Raw genomic sequence first — 18,494 nt, forward strand, 5'->3', positions numbered from 1 at the left:
TCTTGGCCTTCCGCCCAGCTGACGGGGGTTTGCTGAGCTTGCGATCGGGGGAGTCTGTGGCGAAGAGCACGCGGAGACGGCGAATACTCCGCTGGGTGGCGATCGCGTTCGGTGCCGGGATCCTCGCCATGGTCGGCCTCTTCGGGATCGCATGGGCGATGACCCCGATCCCGGACAGCACCCAGAAGGAAGCCACGGCGCAGGGCTCGGTGATCTACTACCGCGACGGCAAGTCCGTCCTCGCCAAGCAGGGCGTCAACCGTAAGAACGTCAAACTCGGCCAGGTGCCCGCGCACGTCCGCGACGCGGTCATCGCCGCCGAGAACCGCTCCTTCTACAGCGACGGCGGCGTGTCCCTCAAGGGCACCGCGCGCGCCGTCTGGTCGACGGTCACGGGCCAGCAGCTCCAGGGCGGCTCCACGATCACCCAGCAGATGGTCCGCAACTACTACAGCGGCCTCAGCCAGGAACGATCGATCACGAGGAAGTTCAAGGAGATCCTGATCTCCATCAAGGTCGACCAGTCCAAGTCGAAGGACTGGGTCCTCGAGCAGTACCTCAACACGATCTACTTCGGCAGGGGCGCCAACGGCGTCCAGGCCGCCGCGCAGGCGTACTTCGGCAAGAACGTCGAGGACCTGACCGTCGCCGAGGGCGCCTACCTCGCCGCCGTCATCCAGCAGCCCAGCAGGTTCGCCGACCCCAAGGCCGCCGATCTCGACGCGGCGAGGACGCGCTGGAAGGCGATCGTCGACGCCATGGTGCAGACCCGCGCCATCACCGCCCAGGACGCGGCCAAGCAGGTCTTCCCCGCGCTGAAGAAGCCCAGGGCGGCCTTCGCGCTCAAGGGCCAGGACCAGGTGATGGTCGACAGGGTCCGGGAGGAGCTCAACGCCCGCGGCTACACCGACGAGGTCATCGACAACGGCGGCCTCAAGATCGTGACCACCTTCGACAAGAACCTCATGGGCGCGGCCGAGCGCGCCGTGAAGTCCGTGCTGCCCGAGTCCACGTCCAAGAAGGTGCGCACGGGACTGGCCGCGATCGACCCCGCGACCGGCGAGGTCGTCGCCTTCTACGGCGGGCGCAAGGACCAGTCGTGGGACAACGCCTTCTCCGCCAAGGTCCAGGCGGGCTCGACGTTCAAGCCGTACACGCTGGCCACGGCCCTCGACAACGGCTTCGACCTGTCGACCACGGTCAACGGCAACTCGCCCATCTCGGTGCGCGGCGCCTCCCAGGCCATCCCGAACGACAGCGGACGCTCCTACGGGTACATCGACCTGGTCCGCGCCACGCAGAACTCCGTCAACACCGCCTTCGTCGACCTCGGCCAGAAGGTCGGCCTCGACAAGGTCGCCAAGGTCGCCGAGGCGGCCGGGATCCCCGCGAGCCAGCTCGACCAACACAAGATCGCGGCCTCGTTCCCGCTCGGCGTCGCCTCCGTCAGCGCCGTCCAGAACGCCTCAGGCTTCGCCAGCTTCGCCAACGGCGGCGTCCACATGGAGACCCACGTCATCAAGTCGGTGACCGACGCCAACGGCAAGAAGTCCGTCATCAAGCCCAAGTCGACGACCGTGGTCGGCAAGCAGGCCGCCGCCGACGCGATCTACGCCATGGAGCAGGTCGTCAAGTACGGCACCGGCACCGGCGCCCGCCTCTACGACCGGCCCGTGGCGGGCAAGACCGGCACCACCGACAGCTCGGGCGCGGTCTGGTTCAACGGCTTCACCCCGCAGCTGGCCACCGCGGTCAACATGTTCCGCGACGACAACAAGACCGTCGAGGTCCCCGGGTACGGCGTGCAGTTCGGCGGCCAGCTGCCCGCGCGGATCTGGAAGGCGTTCATGACCGAGGCCCTCGAAGGCAAGCCCGTCGAGGAGTTCCCCGAGCCGTCGGACTACGGCTACAGCCAATGGGACGAGCAGGAGATGCCCGGCGACGACCGGGGGTTCGACAACGGCTACGACAGGCACGACAACCCGTGGAACAACGAGTGGAGCGGCGAGCGGCTGGACAGCGACGAGCCGAGCACGCCGCAGCCCGACGAGACCTCCACGCCCCAGAACCCGGTCATCCCTGAGGAGACCGACCGGGGCGACGCCGACAACTCCGAGGCGCCGCCCAGCGAAGCGCCGGCCGAGCCCGACCAGCTCGACGACACCTCACACGGGCCCGGGAACCGATAGCTCGGCCACCAGGTCGGCGGGGGTGGTCACGGGGAGCCTGCAGGCGAACCCCCTGCAGACGTAGGCCGCAGGCGCCCCTCCGACCGGCCCCCGCCCTTCGAGCAACGGCACCCTGACGCCCACCTGCCCGTCCGTGGTTCCCGCGCCGGTGGCGCGGTCCCGGGTCGCCTGGCCTGTCTCGCCGCCGGAACCGTCCACGGCGGCAGGCTCCTCACCGAGGGCGATGACCATGCCGGGAACGTCGGCCAGCAGGGCCGCCCTGTGCAGCGCCTTCGTCCGCGGATCGTCGGCCGGCCCGACGATCGCCACCTCCACCGGCCCCGCGAGCGCGGCCTGCGCCGCGGCCAGCCCCCACCCCGCGAACCTCGCATGCCCCCTCGCCAGCACCGACACCGTCCCGAGCGCCGACTCCGCCGCCTGCCTGTGCCGGGCCGACCCGGTCAACGCCGCATACGACAGCAACGCGCCCGCGGCCGCGAACTGCCCCGAAGGCGTCGCGTTGTCCGTCGGGTCCTGTGGCCGCTGGAACAGCCGCTCGGCGTCGTCGGCCGTGTCGAAGAAGCCGCCCGACTCGTCCGCGAACCGGGACAGGATCACCTCCAGCAGCCGCCCCGCCAGCGTGAACCACCGGACCTCGCCCGTCACCCCGTACAGCGAGAGCAGCCCTTCCGCCAGGTCGGCGTAGTCCTCCAGCACGCCCGCGTTCCGCCCCGCGTGCCCGTCGCGTGAGGTCCTCAGCAGCCGGTCGCCCTCGACGTGCACCTTCTCCAGCAGCATCGCCGCCTCCCTGGCCGCCTCCACCAGGTCGGGGCGCTCGAAGACCGCTCCCGTCTCCGCGAGGGCCGCGACGGCCAGGCCGTTCCACGCCGCGACCACCTTGTCGTCGCGGCCGGGCCGTACGCGCTCGTCCCTGGCGGCCATCAGCCGCGACCGCACCCGCGCGAACCTGGCGGGGTCGTCGGGATCGTTCAGCAGTTGCAGCACCGACGTGCCGTGCTCGAACGTGCCCTTCACCTCGAACAGCTCGATCGCCCACTCCGCGTCCTGCGGCTCCAGGACCTCGCGCAGCCGGGCGGGCGTCCAGACGTAGAACCTGCCCTCCTCGCCCTCGCTGTCGGCGTCGAGCGCCGAGGCGAACCCGCCCTCCGGCGTACGCATCTCCCTCAGCAGCCAGTCGGCGGTCTCCAGCGCGACCCTCCTGGCCTGCGGCGCGCCCGTGGCCTTCCACCAGTGCGTGTAGACGCGCAACAGCAGCGCGTTGTCGTAGAGCATCTTCTCGAAGTGCGGCACCACCCACTCGGCGTCCACGCTGTAACGCGCGAACCCGCCCCCGAGCTGGTCGTAGATGCCGCCTCTTGCCATCGCCTCCAGCGTCCTGTGCGCCATCTCCCGCGCCACGGCCGCGCCGTCGCCCTGGTACCTCAGCAGGAACTCCAGCACCATCGACGGCGGGAACTTCGGCGCCCCGCCGAACCCCCCGCGCGCGTGGTCGAACGACTGCATCAGGTTCTGTACGGCCAGCGCCAGCGTCTCGGGTGTCGGCACGGGACCGCTCGGCAGCGTCGAGCCCCCCGTGAGCGCCTCGACGACCTTCGACCCCTGCTCGAGCACCTGCTCCCTGTCGCCGGTCCACGCGTTGTGCACCCCGACGAGCAGACGCTGGAACTGGGGCTTCGGGAAGTAGGTTCCGCAGTAGAACGGGTGCCCCTCCGGCGTCGCGAACACCGTCATCGGCCACCCGCCGTGCTGCGTCATGGCCTGCGTGGCGCTCATGTAGACGGCGTCGACGTCCGGCCTTTCCTCCCTGTCGACCTTGACGTTGACGAAACGCTCGTTCATCAGACGGGCGGTCTCGGCGTCCTCGAAACTCTCGTGGGCCATGACATGGCACCAGTGACAGGCTGAGTAGCCGACCGAGATCAGCAGCGGGACGTCACGCCGCCGCGCCTCGTCGAAGGCCTCCTGACCCCACTCGAACCAGTCGACCGGGTTGTCGGCGTGCTGCTGAAGATAGGGGCTGGTGGCGTGCTTCAGCCTGTTCATGGAACCAGCCTCTCACGTGCGTCCGCACTTCCTGACGCGTCGCCCACCCCGCCCGACGCCCGCCCCGCCCAGGCTCTGACAGGACCCGGGCGACCTGGTACCGAGGTGGTGGACGGGCCTGACGTAGATGAGGGAAAGGGGCGGGTAGGTTACCGAGCGTGGACCTTGACTTCGTGAGCGCCCATGCCGAGCGCTCCGCGACCGCGCTCACCCGCAGGGACGTGGCCCGCGTGCTGCTGGCCGTCCCTTCGGGCGTGGCGCTCGTGGCGCTGCCCGACCTGCGGCGGGAGATGATGGCCGTGGGCAACCCGCTCTCGGCGACGTTCTGGGACACCGCGAGGAGCACGCTCAGCGCGATCGAGTCGGGCACGGCCACGGTCGGCGACGTGCAGCGGTGGCTGGAGGCCACGGGCAGCGAGCCGATCCTGCTCACGCCCAGCTACTTCGTCTGGCCCGAGGAGGACGAGCGGGGCCCGGTCGCCGAGGAGATGTACACGCGTTTCATCGCCTACCTGGAGGAACGCATCAAGGCGGGCGAGATCGACCCCGACGAGCTGGCGAGCGGCAACCCGGCGGCCCGGGCCGCCTACGAGGAGATGCAGGAGCGCTGGCTCAACACCCCGCCCGACGGCAGGGTGCCCGTCCTCGTGGTGAGCGACGAGCAGGACGAGGAGCTGTTCGCCGCCTGGGACGAGGAGGAGTCCTACGCGCTGGCCGAGCTGCGGCGGATCCTCGCCGAGCTGCCCAAGCGTCCTGAGCTGCCGGAGCCCGACCTGCGGCACGCGGCGGCCAGGCTGCGGGAGATGCTCGTCTTCCCCGGCTATCCGGGCAACGTGTTGAGGGCGTGCGCGGGGTTCGAGGGCGGACTGATCCCCGATGACGACCGCGAGTTGTGGCTCGCCGTCGTCGCCGGCATCGCGGGCCCGATCTCCGACCTGGACGAGGAGCCGGCCGAGGAGCACGAGGAGCTCAGCCACGAGGAGGCGGCGCTGGCGGCGCTGTGCGCGATCCACCACGCCGACTGGCTGGCCGCGGTGGCGGCGCTGGCCAGGCTGGGACCTGGCGCGCTGGCCTCGCCCGAGCGGATCGCCCAGCTCATCGCCGAGTCCGAGGACATCACGGTCGACATGGACGACCCCGACGACCTCGACACGACGGAGACCCTGTTCTCGCACGTCACAGGGCTGTGGGCCTATCTGGGGATCGTGGACGAGGACGACGTGCTCACACCGCTGGGCTGGTGGGGCCTGCCCGAGGCGCTGGAGCGGGCCTGGTCGCCCGAGGACTGAGCGTGCCCGAGCGCGCGTGGCCGTTCTGAGGGTTCTCTAAGAACGCTCGACCAGACTGGAGCGCGTGAAGGCGCGCATACTCGTGGTGGACGACGAGCGGAACCTGGCCGACCTCGTGGCGATGGCGCTGCGCTACGAGGGCTTCGAGGCGGTGACCGCCGACTCCGGCGGCGCGGCGCTGGCCAGGGTGGCCGACTTCGGGCCCGACCTGATCGTGCTCGACGTCATGCTGCCCGACATCACCGGTGTGGAGGTCTGCCGCCGGCTGCGCAGGCAGGCCGTGCACACCCCGGTGATCTTCCTGACTGCCAAGGACGCGCACGAGGACAAGATCACCGGGCTGACCTCCGGTGGTGACGACTACGTCACCAAGCCGTTCAGCCTGGAGGAACTGGTCGCACGGGTGCGGGTGGTGCTGCGCCGTACCAGGCCGTCCACAGGCCCGCGCATGGAGTTCGCCGACCTGTCCATGGACGAGGACCGCTACGAGGTGCGGCGCGGCGGCACGCTGGTCGAGCTCACCCCCACGGAGTACAAGCTGCTGCGCTACCTCATGGTCAACGCTGGACGCGTGCTCACCAAGCAGCAGATCCTCGACCACGTGTGGGATTTCGACTTCGGCGGCAGCGACGGCGTCGTCCAGACGTATGTCAGCTACCTGCGCCGCAAGGTCGACGACCGGGAGCCTCAGCTCATCCACACCGTGCCGCGCGTCGGCTACGTCCTGAGGCTGCCGCGATGAGCCTGCGCAGGAGGCTCACGATGACGGTGCTCGCCCTGCTCGCGGCGGGGCTGATCGTGGTCCCGCTGACGACGTTCGCCGTCGCCCGCGACTTCCTGGCCGACACCGCCCGCGACCAGCTCGCCCAGGCGGCGGGCCGCCTGGCGCCGGTATTGGCGGGTGGACGGGAGCTGTCCATGGGCGACCCCCTGCAGGCCGCCCTCGGGCCTGGGCTCGTCCAGTTGCGCGATCCGCGCGGCACGGTCCTGCAGTCCATCTCGTACGGCACGCCCCCCGACCTCGACAACCTCCGCCCGCCCGGCCCTCAGGGCTGGTCCTTCTCCAGGAGCGCCGATCGCGAACCCCGGGGGAAGGGCTGGTGGTTGCGCGCTTCGTGGCTGCCCGACGGCCGCCTGCTCGTCCTGGGCGTGCCCGCGTCGGGCTTCGACGACCTCGGCGGCAGGCTCACCGGCGTCCACTCGACGATCACCGCGCTCGCCCTGCTGGTCCTCGGCGTGTTCGCCTACCGGATCATCCGCAGGTCTGTGCGCCCGCTGGAGGAGATCGCCGCGGCCGCCAGGGCCATCGGCGAGGGAGACCTTTCGCGCAAGGTGGAACCCGCCGACGACGCGTCGGAGGCGGGCCGGCTGGGACTGGCCCTGAACGAGGCCTTCCGCCAGCGGATCGTGTCCGAGCAGCGGCTGCGCAGGTTCGTGGCCGACGCCTCGCACGAGCTGCGCACGCCAGTGGCGGCGATCAGGGGCTACGCCGAGCTGTTCAGGCGCGGCGCGGCAGGCCGTCCCGACGACCTGGCACTGACGATGAGCAGGATCGAGTCGGAGGCGACGCGGATGGGCGTGCTCGTGGACGAGCTGCTGCTGCTGGCCAGGCTCGACCAGGGCAGGGCGGTGGAGCGCAGGCCCGTCGACCTGGGGGTGCTCGTGGCCGAGGCCGTGGCGGCCGCGCACGCCGTCGAGCCCGACCGGCCGCTGACGCTGGAGGTGGACGACGTCGTGATCGACGGCGACGCGGTGCGGCTGCGCCAGCTCGTCGACAACCTGCTGGCCAACGTCCGCCGGCACACGTCGAAGGGGACACCGGCGACCGTTCGGGTCCGCGAGGGGGGCGAGGGGGACAGCGTCGTGATCGAGGTCGACGACGCGGGTGAGGGCATCGCCGGCGACCAGCTCGACAAGGTCTTCGAGAGGTTCTACCGCGGCGATCCCGCGCGTGTCCGCGACCAGGGCGGTGCGGGGCTGGGGCTCGCCATCGTCGCCGCGGTGGCCCACGCCCACGGCGGAAGCGCCACAGTCTCCTCACCCCCCGGGGAGGGGGCGAGGTTCACCGTCACGCTGCCTCGAGCAGATCCTGGTACTCGGGGTGGCGGTCGATCCACTTGACCACGTAGGGGCACAGCGGGCGCACCTTCAGCCCGGTGTCCCTGCTCACGTCGAGCGCCCGCCGGACGAGCCTGCCCGCCAGCCCCTGCCCCTCGAAGGCCGGGTCCACCTCGGTGTGGGTGAAGACGATGGTCGTGGGCAGCAGCTTGTACTCGGCGAACCCGGCGAGCTCGTCGCCCACGTGGATCTCGAAGCGGCTCGCGTCAGGGTTGTCGATGACCGTGATCTCTCGGGTCACTTCTTGTCCAGGTCGGCTTCGTGGGGGACCTCGATCTTGGAAATCTGCTTGTTCATCGACTTGATGAGGAAGAACAGCGCGAATCCCATGAGGGCCACGACGGTGAAGCCCAGGATCCCCGGGCTCACGTCACCAATGGCGAAGTACGTCACGCCTTCCAGCTTACTTGCACGCGCCCGCGGTCTCCTCGGCGTGTATGCCCGCGAACAGGTCGTCCTCGGGAAGCTTGGTGTCGACCAGCGAGCGCGCCAGGTGGTAGTCCTCGGTCGGCCAGATCTCCTGCTGCAGTTCCCTGGGGCACACGAACCAGAACCCGTCGGGGTCGACCTGCGTGGCGTGCGCCATCAGCGCCTCGTCGCGGGTCTTGAAGAAGTCGCCGCACGGCACCCGCGTGGTCACCGGCCACTTCTGCGGCCTGTCCTCCCAGCGGGCGATCCAGTCGGCGTACGGCGAGCCGATGCCGCGCTTGTTCATCGCCTCGTGCAGCGCCTCGAACCGCTCCTTGGTGAAGCCCATCTGGTAGTAGAGCTTCAACGGCTGCCACGGCTCGCCCGCGCCCTGGTAACGGTCGGGGTCTCCGGCGGCGTTGAACGCCTCCACCGACACCCTGTTGGTCATGATGTGGTCAGGGTGCGGGTAGCCGCCGTCGTCGTCATAGGTGAGCATCACGTGCGGCCTGAACTCACGCACCGCCGCCACCAGCGGCCTGGAGGCCTCTTCCAGCGGCTGGAGGGCGAAGCAGCCCTCGGGCAGCGCCTCCTCCTCGCTCTCGGGCAGGCCCGAGTCGACGAAACCGAGGAACCGCTGGCTCACGCCAAGGATCTCCCGCGCGCGATCCATCTCCTTGCGGCGGACCTCGCCGATGTTGGCGACGATCTCCGGGCGGTCCATCTTCGGATTGAGCACGGAACCGCGCTCACCGCCTGTGAGGGTACAGACGAGGACCTCAACGCCTTCCGCGACGTAACGGGCCATCGTCGCCGCGCCCTTGCTCGACTCGTCATCGGGATGGGCGTGGACGGCCATCAGCCTCAGCGCTGCGCTCACTGGCTCGCTGTCTCCTCACTTCGGACCGGGTCACTCGCCGCAAGAGGTTTACTTCTCTTGGGCGGGTCGCGGGGGCGGACCCCCAACAGGCGACAATTGTCTCGGACAACACCAGGGAGTGCAGGGAGATTCCGTCATGGCCACCAGAGATGTCGAGAACGGTCCGGTTCTCGGCACCCCGGACGACTTCAGCGACCGCCCGGAACGGCAGGGCAGGTTCGTCGTCCACGTCGTGATCGGAGTACTGGTGGCGATCATCGCAGGTGGCTGGGGCTACGTGATGTGGTCGGCCACCGGCAACGTCGGGGTCACCAAGCAGGTCATCGCCTTCGACGCGACCAGGCCCGAGTCCGCAGAGATCACTTTCGAGATCGCCAAGCCCGCCGACAGGGCGGCGGTGTGCCGGTTGCGCGCCACCGACGCGAACCATGTAGAAGTCGGCAGCAAGGAAGTAAAGATTCCCGCCGGCGAGGGGTATACCCGACTGAAGGAGAGCTTGGACACCAGTGGCCAGGCCTCTTCAGTCCACATCCAGTACTGCAATCTCGTATAGTGAGACATTTGGGGAAGCGTTCGACCGTGTAAAGTTGTTAGTCTTTCGCGATTCGCGAACCCAAGTGAACTCAGGGCCCCCTAAGGAAGCAAGGAGAACCCGTGGCCGACTCTCGCGATGAGAACGTCACCTGGCTGACGCAGGAGGCGTACGACCGCCTGAAGGAGGAGTACGACTACCTTTCGGGCCCGGGCCGCGTTGACATCGCCAAGAAGATCGAGGCTGCTCGCGAAGAGGGCGACCTGCGTGAGAACGGCGGCTACCACGCGGCCAAGGACGAGCAGGGCAAGATCGAGGCGCGCATCTACCACCTCAGGCAGCTCCTGGACAGCGCCAGGGTGGGCGAGGCCCCCAAGACGGAGGGGGTGGTGGGTCCCGGCATGACCGTCACGATCCGCTTCGAGGGCGACGACGACGAGGTCACCTTCCTGCTCGCCTCTCGCGAGGAGACCGGCGCGCCGATCGACGTCTACTCTCCCAAGTCTCCTCTTGGCGCCGCGATCAACGGCAAGAAGATCGGGGAGAAGGCGACCTACGCCATGCCCAACGGCCGTCAGAACACGGTCGAGATCCTCGAGGCCGTGCCGTACATCGGCAACTGAGCAACGGAGAGACGATCCGCCGGGCCGCTGGCCCGGCGGATCTTCAGCGTGCGGGCGGCGGGATCAAGCAGGATCTCTCGTTCCTGGTGCACGGCGACCGCCGCCCGGCGCCTCCTCCCGGCATGTACGGCCACCGCCCGCGCAGACCGCCGCGCGGCCACAGGCTCGTGCCGTTCATCGCGGTGACACTGGCCATGGTGATCGCCGCCGACGTGGCCTTACTCGGTGAGTTCTCCGACCCGGAGCCGCCCTCGGCCGCCGTGACGGCCAAGAAGCTGGCCCCCCAGGAGAACACGGTCGCCGAGAGCAAGACGGCGCCTCCCGTGCAGCCGCTCGGCAAGCTCCGCTCGCCGAGCGTGTTCGTGGTCACGCGCAAGCCCTTGCAGCGCGCCACGATGGAGAAGGTCGTCAAGGTCAAGGGCATCCAGGCAGTCGAGCTCGCCGACGCCGCGTCCGTCCAGATCGACGGCAAGCGTGTGCAGACGCTCGGCGTCGACCCCTCCAGCTTCAGGGCGTACACGCCCAAGGTGACCGCCAAGTCCGACGGCCTGTGGGCCAACATCGCGGGCGGTGACGTGGCGGTCTCGTTCGTCCTCGGCAACGACGGCGGGCTCACGCTCGGTCGCAGCGTGCCGGGGCCGGGCGGCCAGCTCAGGATCGGCGCCTACGCGACGATGGGCATGGGCGCGGTCGACGCCGTCGTCTCCAGGGACAAGGCCCGTTCCCTCGGCTTCCCGCAGAACAACGCGATCGTGGTCAGCGCCCCGAAGGTCGACACCTCCGCCCTGCGCAGGGCGCTGCTGCGGGTGCTGCCGAAGGGCTCGCAGGTCGCCGCGATCAACCCGGTACTGGCGGCGCCGAAGCAGGTGACGCAGTGGAGTTCGGGGTCGTTCATGTCGGCTTCGCAGCTGACCACCGCGTTGCAGGCGGCGGCCGGCAAGCTGGGCAGGCCGTACGTGTGGGGGGCCGAGGGGCCGGACACCTTCGACTGCTCGGGCCTGGTGCAGTGGGCGTTCGCCCAGGCAGGGGTGCGCATGCCGCGCGTCACCCACCAGCAGTGGGTGACAGGGCCGCAGGTGAAGCTGTCGCAGGCGCAGCCGGGCGACCTCATCTTCTGGCGGAGCGACCCGACCAATCCCGGCTACATCTCCCATGTGGCGATCTATTGGGGTAACGGCAAGGTGCTGCAGGCGCCCAGGACCGGTGACGTGGTGAAGATCTCGCCGCTCAGCACACGCAACCTCGCGGGCATCGTCCGCGTGAGCCCGGTCATCGCGGCCCGCGTTCGCTGACAGCGTTCCATCGACAGGACGGCCAAGGCTGGTTCTTGTCCTGTGCGTGTGTAATTCTAATTACATGGATACTGACGAAGCAGCCAGCACGCTGCGCGGGTGGTTCACGGGACGCCTGCCCGAGGCCTGGTTCACCGGTCCCGTCACCATCGTCCTCGACCGCGAGGAGATCGCCGTGCTCGGCACCCTGCCCGAGCCCACGGCCGAGTCCGACGCCGAGAAGGCCGCCACGATCGACGGCCTCATCAGGCGCTTCCGCGAGGAGACCAGGGAGCGCCGCATCGAGATCGCGGCGGAGGCCGAGCGGAAGTTCCGCCGCAAGGTCTCCTGGGGTGTCGTCTGCGGCGACGAGACCGTGATGTTCACCACACTCTCCGTGCCCGTCATGACCCGTCTGCGCCAGTCGGAGCGGCAGGTGCTCGACACCCTGGTCTCCGCGGGCGTGGCCCGCAGCCGCAGCGACGCGCTCGCCTGGTGCGTACGGCTGGTCGGCAAGAACACCGACACCTGGCTCACCGAGCTGCGCGACGCGCTCCAGCACGTCGACCGCATTAGAGCAGCTGGTCCATCGGGAATGGACTGAACCAATGCGGGAATTGGTGTAGACCTTTCCTCTTGGTCTGGACCAATTTCCGTTCTTTAAATCGCTTCGCGATGGGTAGGTTCCCCCTCCATCAAGGCCACTGCCTGCGCAAAGGTCTACTCCAATTAGCCTTTGTCGGCATTAGTCGTTAATGATGACGTGGCCCAGAAAAGAGTGGAGGAGCCACCACCGTGTCCCTTTCCGTGGAAGTACCCACCCCGACGACCAACCAGAAATTGGTCGACTGGGTGAACGAGATCGCCGCCCTGACCCAGCCCGCCAGGATCGAATGGTGCGACGGGTCCGAGGCCGAATGGACGCGCCTGACCAACCTGCTCGTGGACCAGGGAACCTTCACCCGGCTCGCCAAGCGGCCCAACAGCTTCTATGCCAAGTCCGACCCGAGCGATGTCGCCCGCGTGGAGGACCGCACCTACATCTGCTCCGAGCGCGAGGAGGACGCGGGTCCCACGAACAACTGGATCGCGCCCGCCGAGATGCGCGAGACCTTCGGCGAGCTGTTCAAGGGCTGCATGCGCGGGCGCACGATGTACGTGGTGCCGTTCTGCATGGGGCCGCTGGGCGGTGACATCTCCCAGCTCGGTGTCGAGATCACCGACTCGCCGTACGTCGCGGTGTCCATGCGGATCATGACGCGCATGGGCGCTGAGGCGCTCCGGCTGATCGAGCGGCGCGGTGACTTCGTGAAGGCGGTCCACTCCGTCGGCGCGCCCCTCGCCGAGGGTCAGCAGGACGTGCCGTGGCCGTGCAGCACCACCAAGTACATCAGCCACTTCCCCGAGACCCGCGAGATCTGGTCGTACGGCTCCGGCTACGGAGGCAACGCGCTGCTCGGCAAGAAGTGCTACGCGCTGCGCATCGCCAGCGTGATGGCCCGCGACGAGGGCTGGCTGGCCGAGCACATGCTCATCCTCAAGCTGACCCCGCCCTCGGGCGAGACCCGCTACGTGGCCGCCGCGTTCCCGAGCGCCTGCGGCAAGACGAACCTCGCCATGCTCCAGCCCACCATCCCTGGCTGGAAGGTCGAGACGATCGGCGACGACATCGCGTGGATGCGTTATGGCGCCGACGGCAGACTGTATGCCATCAACCCGGAGGCCGGATTCTTCGGCGTCGCGCCCGGCACCGGCCAGACCACCAACGCCAACGCCGTGAAGACGCTCTGGGGCAACAGCATCTTCACCAACGTCGCGCTCACCGACGACGGCGACGTGTGGTGGGAGGGGCTCACCGACGAGCCGCCCGCGCACCTGACCGACTGGAAGGGCCGTTCGTGGACGCCGGACTCCGACGAGCCCGCCGCCCACCCGAACGCCCGCTTCACCACGCCCGCCTCCCAGGCGCCCACGATCGCGCCCGAGTGGCAGGACCCCAAGGGCGTGCCCATCTCGGCGATCCTGTTCGGCGGCCGCCGCGCGACCGCGGTGCCGCTGGTGACCGAATCGCTGAGCTGGCAGCACGGCGTCTTCCTCGGAGCCAACGTCGCCTCCGAGAAGACCGCCGCCGCCGAGGGCAAGGTCGGCGAGCTGCGCTACGACCCGTTCGCGATGCTGCCGTTCTGCGGCTACAACATGGGCGACTACTTCGGCCACTGGCTGTCGATCGGCCGACGCGAGGGCGCGAAGCCGCCGCGCATCTACTACGTGAACTGGTTCCGCAAGGACGACTCGGGCCGCTTCATCTGGCCGGGCTTCGGCGAGAACAGCCGCGTGCTCAAGTGGATCGTCGACCGGCTGAACGGCCAGGCGGAGGCCGTGCCGACGCCGATCGGCCTGCTGCCGAAGGAGCTGGACACCGAGGGTCTCGACCTGCCGGAGGAGGACCTGCGCACGCTCCTCACCGTCGACCGTGAGGTGTGGAGGGAGGAGGCGGCGCTGATCCCCGCGCACTTCGAGAAGTTCGGCGACCACCTGCCCAAGGAGCTGTGGAGCGAGTACGAGGCGCTCCTCGACCGTTTGTGATGTCGTCGCCATGCCGGGCGCCACGGTCCGGCATGGCTTGGGACAGTTCTTCCGTGCGCCATGCACCGGCCGTCCGTGCTCTTCCTGCGCCGGACCGGTTTGAGGGAAACTTCTGAAGGGGCGCCGCGCGTCTCATAGGGAGACGGTTCTCCTTCCCTTCAGGGAGGCAGTGCATGGAATTTGTTCTGTTCGTCCTGGCGTTACTCCTGGCCGTCGCGGTCACCGGCGCCGCATCCTCCCTCAGGCGGGAGCACGCGCGAGTCCGAGAGGTCGCCGCCAACGTCGGCGGCGGCGAACTCGGCCACTACGAGCTCGCCTACCTCGCCGGCGGCCCCCGGCGGGTCGTCAACACCGCGATCGCCCTCATGGCCAGGGCCGGCGCGCTGCGGATCTCCAGGGGCGGCCTGGTCCACCACGTGGCGGGGGCAGGCTCGAGCGACCCCGTCGAGCAGGCGGTGCTCGCCGCCGTCGCCGCCAGGCCTGGCGGCGCCTCGATCGGCACGCTGCGCCACGACATCGGCAACGGGCCCGTCATGAACGATCTGCGGCACCACCTGACGGCGGTCGGCCTGCTCGTGCCCGACGGCTCCCTCGTGCCGGTGCGCACCCGCCTGACCCGCCTGTCGGGATGGTCCGGTCTCGCGGCCGTCCTCGGAATCTTCACGCTGGTCATGATGATCTCCGGCACGGTGCCGGCCGAGCTCGTCACGGTGCTGACGCTGCTGATCTGTGCCGGACTCTGGCTCGGCGGACGCGTCGTCGTCCGCCGGCAGCGTCGCGCGCTCGCCGACCTTCTGAGCGCCGCAGGCCGGCTCGAGCTGTCCAGGGCCCAGCAGCGGCACGTACAGGGCGCCGGCCGCTCCCACGCCCCCGACCTGGCGTTCGCCATCGGCGTGCCCGTCGCCCTGTACGGCCTGAGCGAGCTCGACGACCCGTCCCTCAGGCAGGAGCTCGAGGACGACGTCCACGCCAGGACCTCCTCGTCCTCCTCGGGCGGCTGCGCGTCAGGCTCCTGCGGCGGCGGGTCGAGCTCCGACATCAGCAGCGGCGGAGGCGACTTCGGCGGATCCTCCTCCGACGGAGGCGGCGGGTCCAGCTGCGGCGGCGGCTCCGGCTGCGGTGGCGGGTGCGGCGGCGGCTGCGGCGGCGGGTGAGCGGTGAAGTCCACCGACCACAGGCTCGGCGTGGGCATCGGCTGGCGGCCCGAGATCGACCTGACCGTCGAACGCCTCCCGGACGTCGACTTCGTCGAGGTCGTCGCCGAGAACATCAGGCCCGTCGCGCTCCCCGAGTCGCTGCGGGTGCTGCGCCAGAGAGGCGTCCCCGTGATCCCGCACGGCGTCGGCCTCGGCCTCGGCGACGCCACCCCTCCCGACCCCGTACGCCTGGCACACCTGGCGGCCTGCGCGAAGGCCCTCGAATCGCCCCTGGTGAGCGAGCACCTGGCGTTCGTGCGCGCGGGCGGGATGGAGGCGGGGCACCTGCTGCCCGTCCCGCGCACCCGCGAGAGCCTCGCGGTCGTCGCCGAGAACATCATGCGCGCCCAGGACGCGCTGCCCGTCCCGCTGGCGCTGGAGAACGTGGCGGCCATCTTCGGCTGGCCCGAGGACGAGCTGACCGAGGCCGAGTTCCTCGGCGAACTCGTCGACCGCACAGGCGTCCAGCTCCTCGTCGACGTCGCGAACCTCTACACCAACCAGGTCAACCTCGGCCTGTCCGCGGTGGAGGCGCTGGACGTGCTGCCGCTGGCGTCCCTCGCCTACGTGCACGTGGCGGGAGGGCACCTGCACGACGGGGTCTGGCACGACACCCACGCCCATGCGGTCCCCGACCGGGTGCTGGACGTGCTGGAGGAGCTGTGCGCCCGCGTCGCGCCGCCGGGCGTGCTGCTCGAGTGGGACGACCACTACCCGAGCGACGCCGCCCTTGCCGCCGAACTCGACCGTGTCCGCACGGCGATGGCCACGGGCGGCCGCCGCCTGACGGGCTCGTAGGGCCGCCGCGATGACCATCGCACGACGAGCCCCGGAGCCCCCAGCCGAGCAGGCGGAGACGGCGGCCTCCGAGGCGCCCGCCGCCGGGGCACCGCGCACGGACCCGGTCACCGCGTCGGCCGGTGGAGGGGTGCCGCGCACGGACCCGGTCACCGCGTCGGTTGGTGGAGGGGTGCCGCGTACGGACCCGGTCACCGCGTCGGTTGGTGGAGGGGTGCCGCGTACGGACCCGGTCACCGCGTCGGTTGGTGGGGCGGCACTGCGGGCGGGTCTGGGGGCCGCGTCGGCCGGCCGGAAGACGCGGAAGACGCGGAAGACGCGGGAGACGGGGGAGACGGCGGTGGAGGACGTGCGGGCGCGGTTGGAGGCCGCGCAGGCGGGCGTGGTCGCGGCGCTGGTCGCCGGGGGCGCGCCGCCCGCCGGGTTCGACGAGGTACGGCTGGCCGTCCAGGCGCGGAGCCTGCTGGCCAAGCGGCGCGGCATCGTGGCCAGGCTCCGTCCCGACGCGGCCGCCGCGGCGGGGCCCCGGCTGGTCGACGAGTTCGCCGCCTACGCGGCCGCCCGCACAGAGCCCCCGCCGAGGTACCGCGCCGACGCCGACGACTTCGCCGACTGGTTGCGCGCCCGGGGGATCCTCCACGACCCGGCACCCGCCCAGAGCCCCCGCACCCGCTGGCCCTTCTCACTCCGCCGCCGCTGAGCCGGGGCATCCACCGCTCAGGAGGACCTCCCGGTCGTACCTGACCTGGAGGGTCGGTGCCGACGCTCCCGCCGGGTCTCCTGGACGAGCCTGACGTGGGGAGCTGGGTCTTCCAGCCCCACCTGATCTGGGGAGCCGGTGCCGACGCTCCCGCCGGGTCTCCTGGACGAGCCTGACGTGGGGAGCTGGGTCTTCCAGCCCCACCTGATCTGGGGAGCCGGTGCCGACGCTCCCGCCGGGTCTCCTGGACGAGCCTGACCTGGGGAGCCGGGTCTCCCGGCCGCGCCTGGCGTGGGGAGCCGGCGTCGGCGCGCCCGGCCGGAGGCGTGTCCCGGAGCCGCGACCGGCGAGGGCCTCGCCGTGCCGTCCGTCGTGTCGAGCGATCGGCGAGGGCCTCGCCGTGCCGTCTGACGCGCTGAGCGGTCGGCGTGCCTGGGCCATGGGCGACGGGTGGGAAGGCGGGTCTTGCCGGAGCCAGGCAGACATCCTATGTTTGCCGCGTGATAGTCGACGCACACCAGCACTTCTGGAACCTGGAGACCGGCGCCTACGCCTGGCCCACCCCCGAGCTGCCGGCGATCCACCGCACCTTCGCCCCCGAGGACCTCGCTCCCGAGCTGGCCGCCGCGGGCGTCGACAGGACGGTCGTGGTCCAGGCCGACGACTCCTTCTGGGAGACAGACGCGATGCTCGCCCTCGCCGAGGCGCACGACTTCATCGCGGGAGTCGTCGGCTGGGTCCCGCTCGACCGTCCCGAAGAGGCGGCCGCGGCGCTCGACCGCTACCTCAGACATCCGAAGTTTTCCGGTGTCCGGCACCTCATCCACACGGAGCCGGACCCCGACTGGCTGGTTCAGGACGCCGTGCTCGAAGGGCTGGGGCTGCTGGCCGAGGCGGGCGTGCCGTTCGACGTGGTGTCGCTGTTGCCCCGGCACCTGGAGCACGTCGTCACGATCGCGGAGCGTCATCCGACGCTGAACGTCGTCATCGACCACCTCTCCAAGCCCAGGATCGCCGCTCACGAGCTCGAGCCGTGGGCCTCCCTGCTGCGCGCCGCCGCGGGCTGCCCCAACGTGCACGCCAAGGTGTCGGGCCTGGTCACCGAGGCCGACCACGGGAGCTGGACGGTGGAGGACCTGCGGCCCTACGTGGAGCACGCGGTGGAGGTGTTCGGCCCCGACCGGCTGATGTTCGGCAGCGACTGGCCGGTGGCGCTGCTGGCGGCCGACTATCAGACGGTCTTCACGGTGTACAGGGCGCTTCTGGGCGGGGTCGACCAGGACAAGGTGCTCGGCGGTAATGCTGCCCGTTTCTATGGGTTTAGCGAGATTTAGGACGGATAACTTCTGTCCATGGGGGGACTACGCTGCGTCGACGGCTCATATCTGAGTGTCACACCCGTGGTGTGCACGGACAGCCTCGGCGTGCCGTACGAGGTCACCCTGGCGCTGCATCGCGACGGCGCGCCGTACGGGATGGTGGGGGAGCGGTGCGGCTGGTTGCTCGCGCGGCTGGCGCGCGGGGTGTGGGCCGCCCGCGCGGGGCGGGAGCAGGCGTGGACGTGGCCGGATCCCGACGACAGGTTCCCCGGCGACGAGCCGGACGGCGAGCTGTTCGCCTTCAGGTACCGGACCAGGTCGCAGGTGGTGGGCGGCGGTGAGCTGCGCTGCCAGCTGCGGACTCTCCCCATCTGGGTGCCCGGGCGCGACGGCGGCGGAGAGTGGCGCGTGACCAGGCGGGCCTACGTGGAGGCGTGGGGTCCCGCGGGAATCGGGATGCGGGCGGTGCTGACTTCGGGCGAACTCGCGGAATTCGTGGAGTCGCTGGTCGCGGAGGCGGAAGGGGCATTGGAGCCCCAGGA

18 protein-coding genes are annotated in these 18,494 nt (G+C 70.2%); 14 read left to right on the forward strand and 4 right to left on the reverse strand.

The annotated features are described in order from the left end of the window. Nucleotides 1-95 precede the first annotated feature (95 nt). The gene (locus tag ACFSKW_RS54460; protein ID WP_379583741.1) at nucleotides 96-2,189 is read left to right on the forward strand and encodes a transglycosylase domain-containing protein; all 2,094 of its coding nucleotides are present in this window, start codon (nucleotides 96-98) and stop codon (nucleotides 2,187-2,189) included. Here ACFSKW_RS54460 and ACFSKW_RS54465 read toward each other — a convergent pair. Beyond that, nucleotides 2,166-4,232 (reverse strand): thioredoxin domain-containing protein, encoded by a 2,067-nt coding sequence (locus tag ACFSKW_RS54465; RefSeq protein WP_379583743.1) that lies wholly within the window; start codon nucleotides 4,230-4,232, stop codon nucleotides 2,166-2,168. The two genes, ACFSKW_RS54460 and ACFSKW_RS54465, sit on opposite strands and share 24 nt — an antisense overlap. Nucleotides 4,233-4,390: 158 nt before the next feature. Here ACFSKW_RS54465 and ACFSKW_RS54470 point away from each other — a divergent pair, with 158 nt between their 5' ends. From ACFSKW_RS54470 to ACFSKW_RS54480, 3 genes are read left to right on the forward strand one after another with little or no spacing between them, the layout of a single operon-like run. Next, nucleotides 4,391-5,521 (forward strand): hypothetical protein, encoded by a 1,131-nt coding sequence (locus ACFSKW_RS54470; protein ID WP_379583745.1) that lies wholly within the window; start codon nucleotides 4,391-4,393, stop codon nucleotides 5,519-5,521. A 55-nt stretch (nucleotides 5,522-5,576) separates the two neighbouring features. Then, nucleotides 5,577-6,263, forward strand: coding sequence for a response regulator transcription factor (locus ACFSKW_RS54475; RefSeq protein WP_431896022.1), 687 nt, complete (start codon nucleotides 5,577-5,579; stop codon nucleotides 6,261-6,263). After that, nucleotides 6,260-7,642 (forward strand): sensor histidine kinase, encoded by a 1,383-nt coding sequence (locus tag ACFSKW_RS54480; protein WP_379583749.1) that lies wholly within the window; start codon nucleotides 6,260-6,262, stop codon nucleotides 7,640-7,642. The genes ACFSKW_RS54475 and ACFSKW_RS54480 overlap by 4 nt, the downstream gene beginning before the upstream one ends. Here ACFSKW_RS54480 and ACFSKW_RS54485 read toward each other — a convergent pair. Genes ACFSKW_RS54485 through mca form a run of 3 tightly spaced genes read right to left on the reverse strand, consistent with a single transcriptional unit; the run spans nucleotide 7,590 to nucleotide 8,927 of the window. After that, nucleotides 7,590-7,880, reverse strand: coding sequence for a GNAT family N-acetyltransferase (locus ACFSKW_RS54485; protein WP_379583751.1), 291 nt, complete (start codon nucleotides 7,878-7,880; stop codon nucleotides 7,590-7,592). The genes ACFSKW_RS54480 and ACFSKW_RS54485 overlap by 53 nt on opposite strands. Next, nucleotides 7,877-8,032 carry a hypothetical protein gene (locus ACFSKW_RS54490; RefSeq protein ID WP_358136247.1) on the reverse strand — a complete coding sequence of 52 codons (156 nt, stop codon included), beginning with the start codon at nucleotides 8,030-8,032 and terminating at the stop codon, nucleotides 7,877-7,879. Before ACFSKW_RS54490 ends, ACFSKW_RS54485 begins: the two co-directional genes overlap by 4 nt. Nucleotides 8,033-8,042: 10 nt before the next feature. Then, nucleotides 8,043-8,927: a mycothiol conjugate amidase Mca gene (gene mca / locus ACFSKW_RS54495; protein WP_379583753.1), complete on the reverse strand. Its 885-nt coding sequence runs from the start codon at nucleotides 8,925-8,927 to the stop codon at nucleotides 8,043-8,045. Between the two features lie 136 nt (nucleotides 8,928-9,063). Between mca and ACFSKW_RS54500 the strand changes: the two genes are divergently transcribed. The 10 genes from ACFSKW_RS54500 to ACFSKW_RS54545 form a co-directional block, all read left to right on the forward strand. Continuing rightward, nucleotides 9,064-9,480: a DUF4307 domain-containing protein gene (locus ACFSKW_RS54500; RefSeq protein WP_379583755.1), complete on the forward strand. Its 417-nt coding sequence runs from the start codon at nucleotides 9,064-9,066 to the stop codon at nucleotides 9,478-9,480. Nucleotides 9,481-9,581: 101 nt separating this feature from the next. Beyond that, nucleotides 9,582-10,082 (forward strand): transcription elongation factor GreA, encoded by a 501-nt coding sequence (gene greA, locus ACFSKW_RS54505; protein ID WP_379583757.1) that lies wholly within the window; start codon nucleotides 9,582-9,584, stop codon nucleotides 10,080-10,082. Between the two features lie 122 nt (nucleotides 10,083-10,204). Further along, nucleotides 10,205-11,374 carry a C40 family peptidase gene (locus ACFSKW_RS54510; RefSeq protein ID WP_379583759.1) on the forward strand — a complete coding sequence of 390 codons (1,170 nt, stop codon included), beginning with the start codon at nucleotides 10,205-10,207 and terminating at the stop codon, nucleotides 11,372-11,374. A gap of 64 nt (nucleotides 11,375-11,438) precedes the next feature. Then, a complete protein-coding gene (locus ACFSKW_RS54515) occupies nucleotides 11,439-11,957 on the forward strand; it encodes a hypothetical protein (RefSeq protein ID WP_379583761.1) in 519 nt (172 codons plus the stop codon). A gap of 191 nt (nucleotides 11,958-12,148) precedes the next feature. Beyond that, nucleotides 12,149-13,939, forward strand: coding sequence for a phosphoenolpyruvate carboxykinase (GTP) (locus ACFSKW_RS54520; protein WP_379583762.1), 1,791 nt, complete (start codon nucleotides 12,149-12,151; stop codon nucleotides 13,937-13,939). A 173-nt stretch (nucleotides 13,940-14,112) separates the two neighbouring features. Continuing rightward, nucleotides 14,113-15,093 carry a TIGR04222 domain-containing membrane protein gene (locus ACFSKW_RS54525; protein ID WP_379583764.1) on the forward strand — a complete coding sequence of 327 codons (981 nt, stop codon included), beginning with the start codon at nucleotides 14,113-14,115 and terminating at the stop codon, nucleotides 15,091-15,093. A 3-nt stretch (nucleotides 15,094-15,096) separates the two neighbouring features. Beyond that, nucleotides 15,097-15,933, forward strand: coding sequence for an MbnB/TglH/ChrH family RiPP precursor modification enzyme (locus tag ACFSKW_RS54530; RefSeq protein ID WP_379583766.1), 837 nt, complete (start codon nucleotides 15,097-15,099; stop codon nucleotides 15,931-15,933). A gap of 10 nt (nucleotides 15,934-15,943) precedes the next feature. Continuing rightward, entirely contained in the window at nucleotides 15,944-16,633 is a 690-nt protein-coding gene (locus ACFSKW_RS54535) for an SCO6045 C-terminal-like domain-containing protein (RefSeq protein WP_379583768.1), read from the forward strand. Between the two features lie 500 nt (nucleotides 16,634-17,133). After that, nucleotides 17,134-17,967, forward strand: a complete 834-nt coding sequence (locus ACFSKW_RS54540; protein ID WP_379583770.1) for an amidohydrolase family protein — start codon at nucleotides 17,134-17,136, stop codon at nucleotides 17,965-17,967. Between the two features lie 18 nt (nucleotides 17,968-17,985). Further along, nucleotides 17,986-18,494: hypothetical protein (locus tag ACFSKW_RS54545; protein ID WP_379583772.1), on the forward strand; the 509-nt coding region annotated here is incomplete at its 3' end.

This window comes from Nonomuraea mangrovi (assembly GCF_042681425.1).
Lineage (GTDB): Bacteria > Actinomycetota > Actinomycetes > Streptosporangiales > Streptosporangiaceae > Nonomuraea > Nonomuraea mangrovi.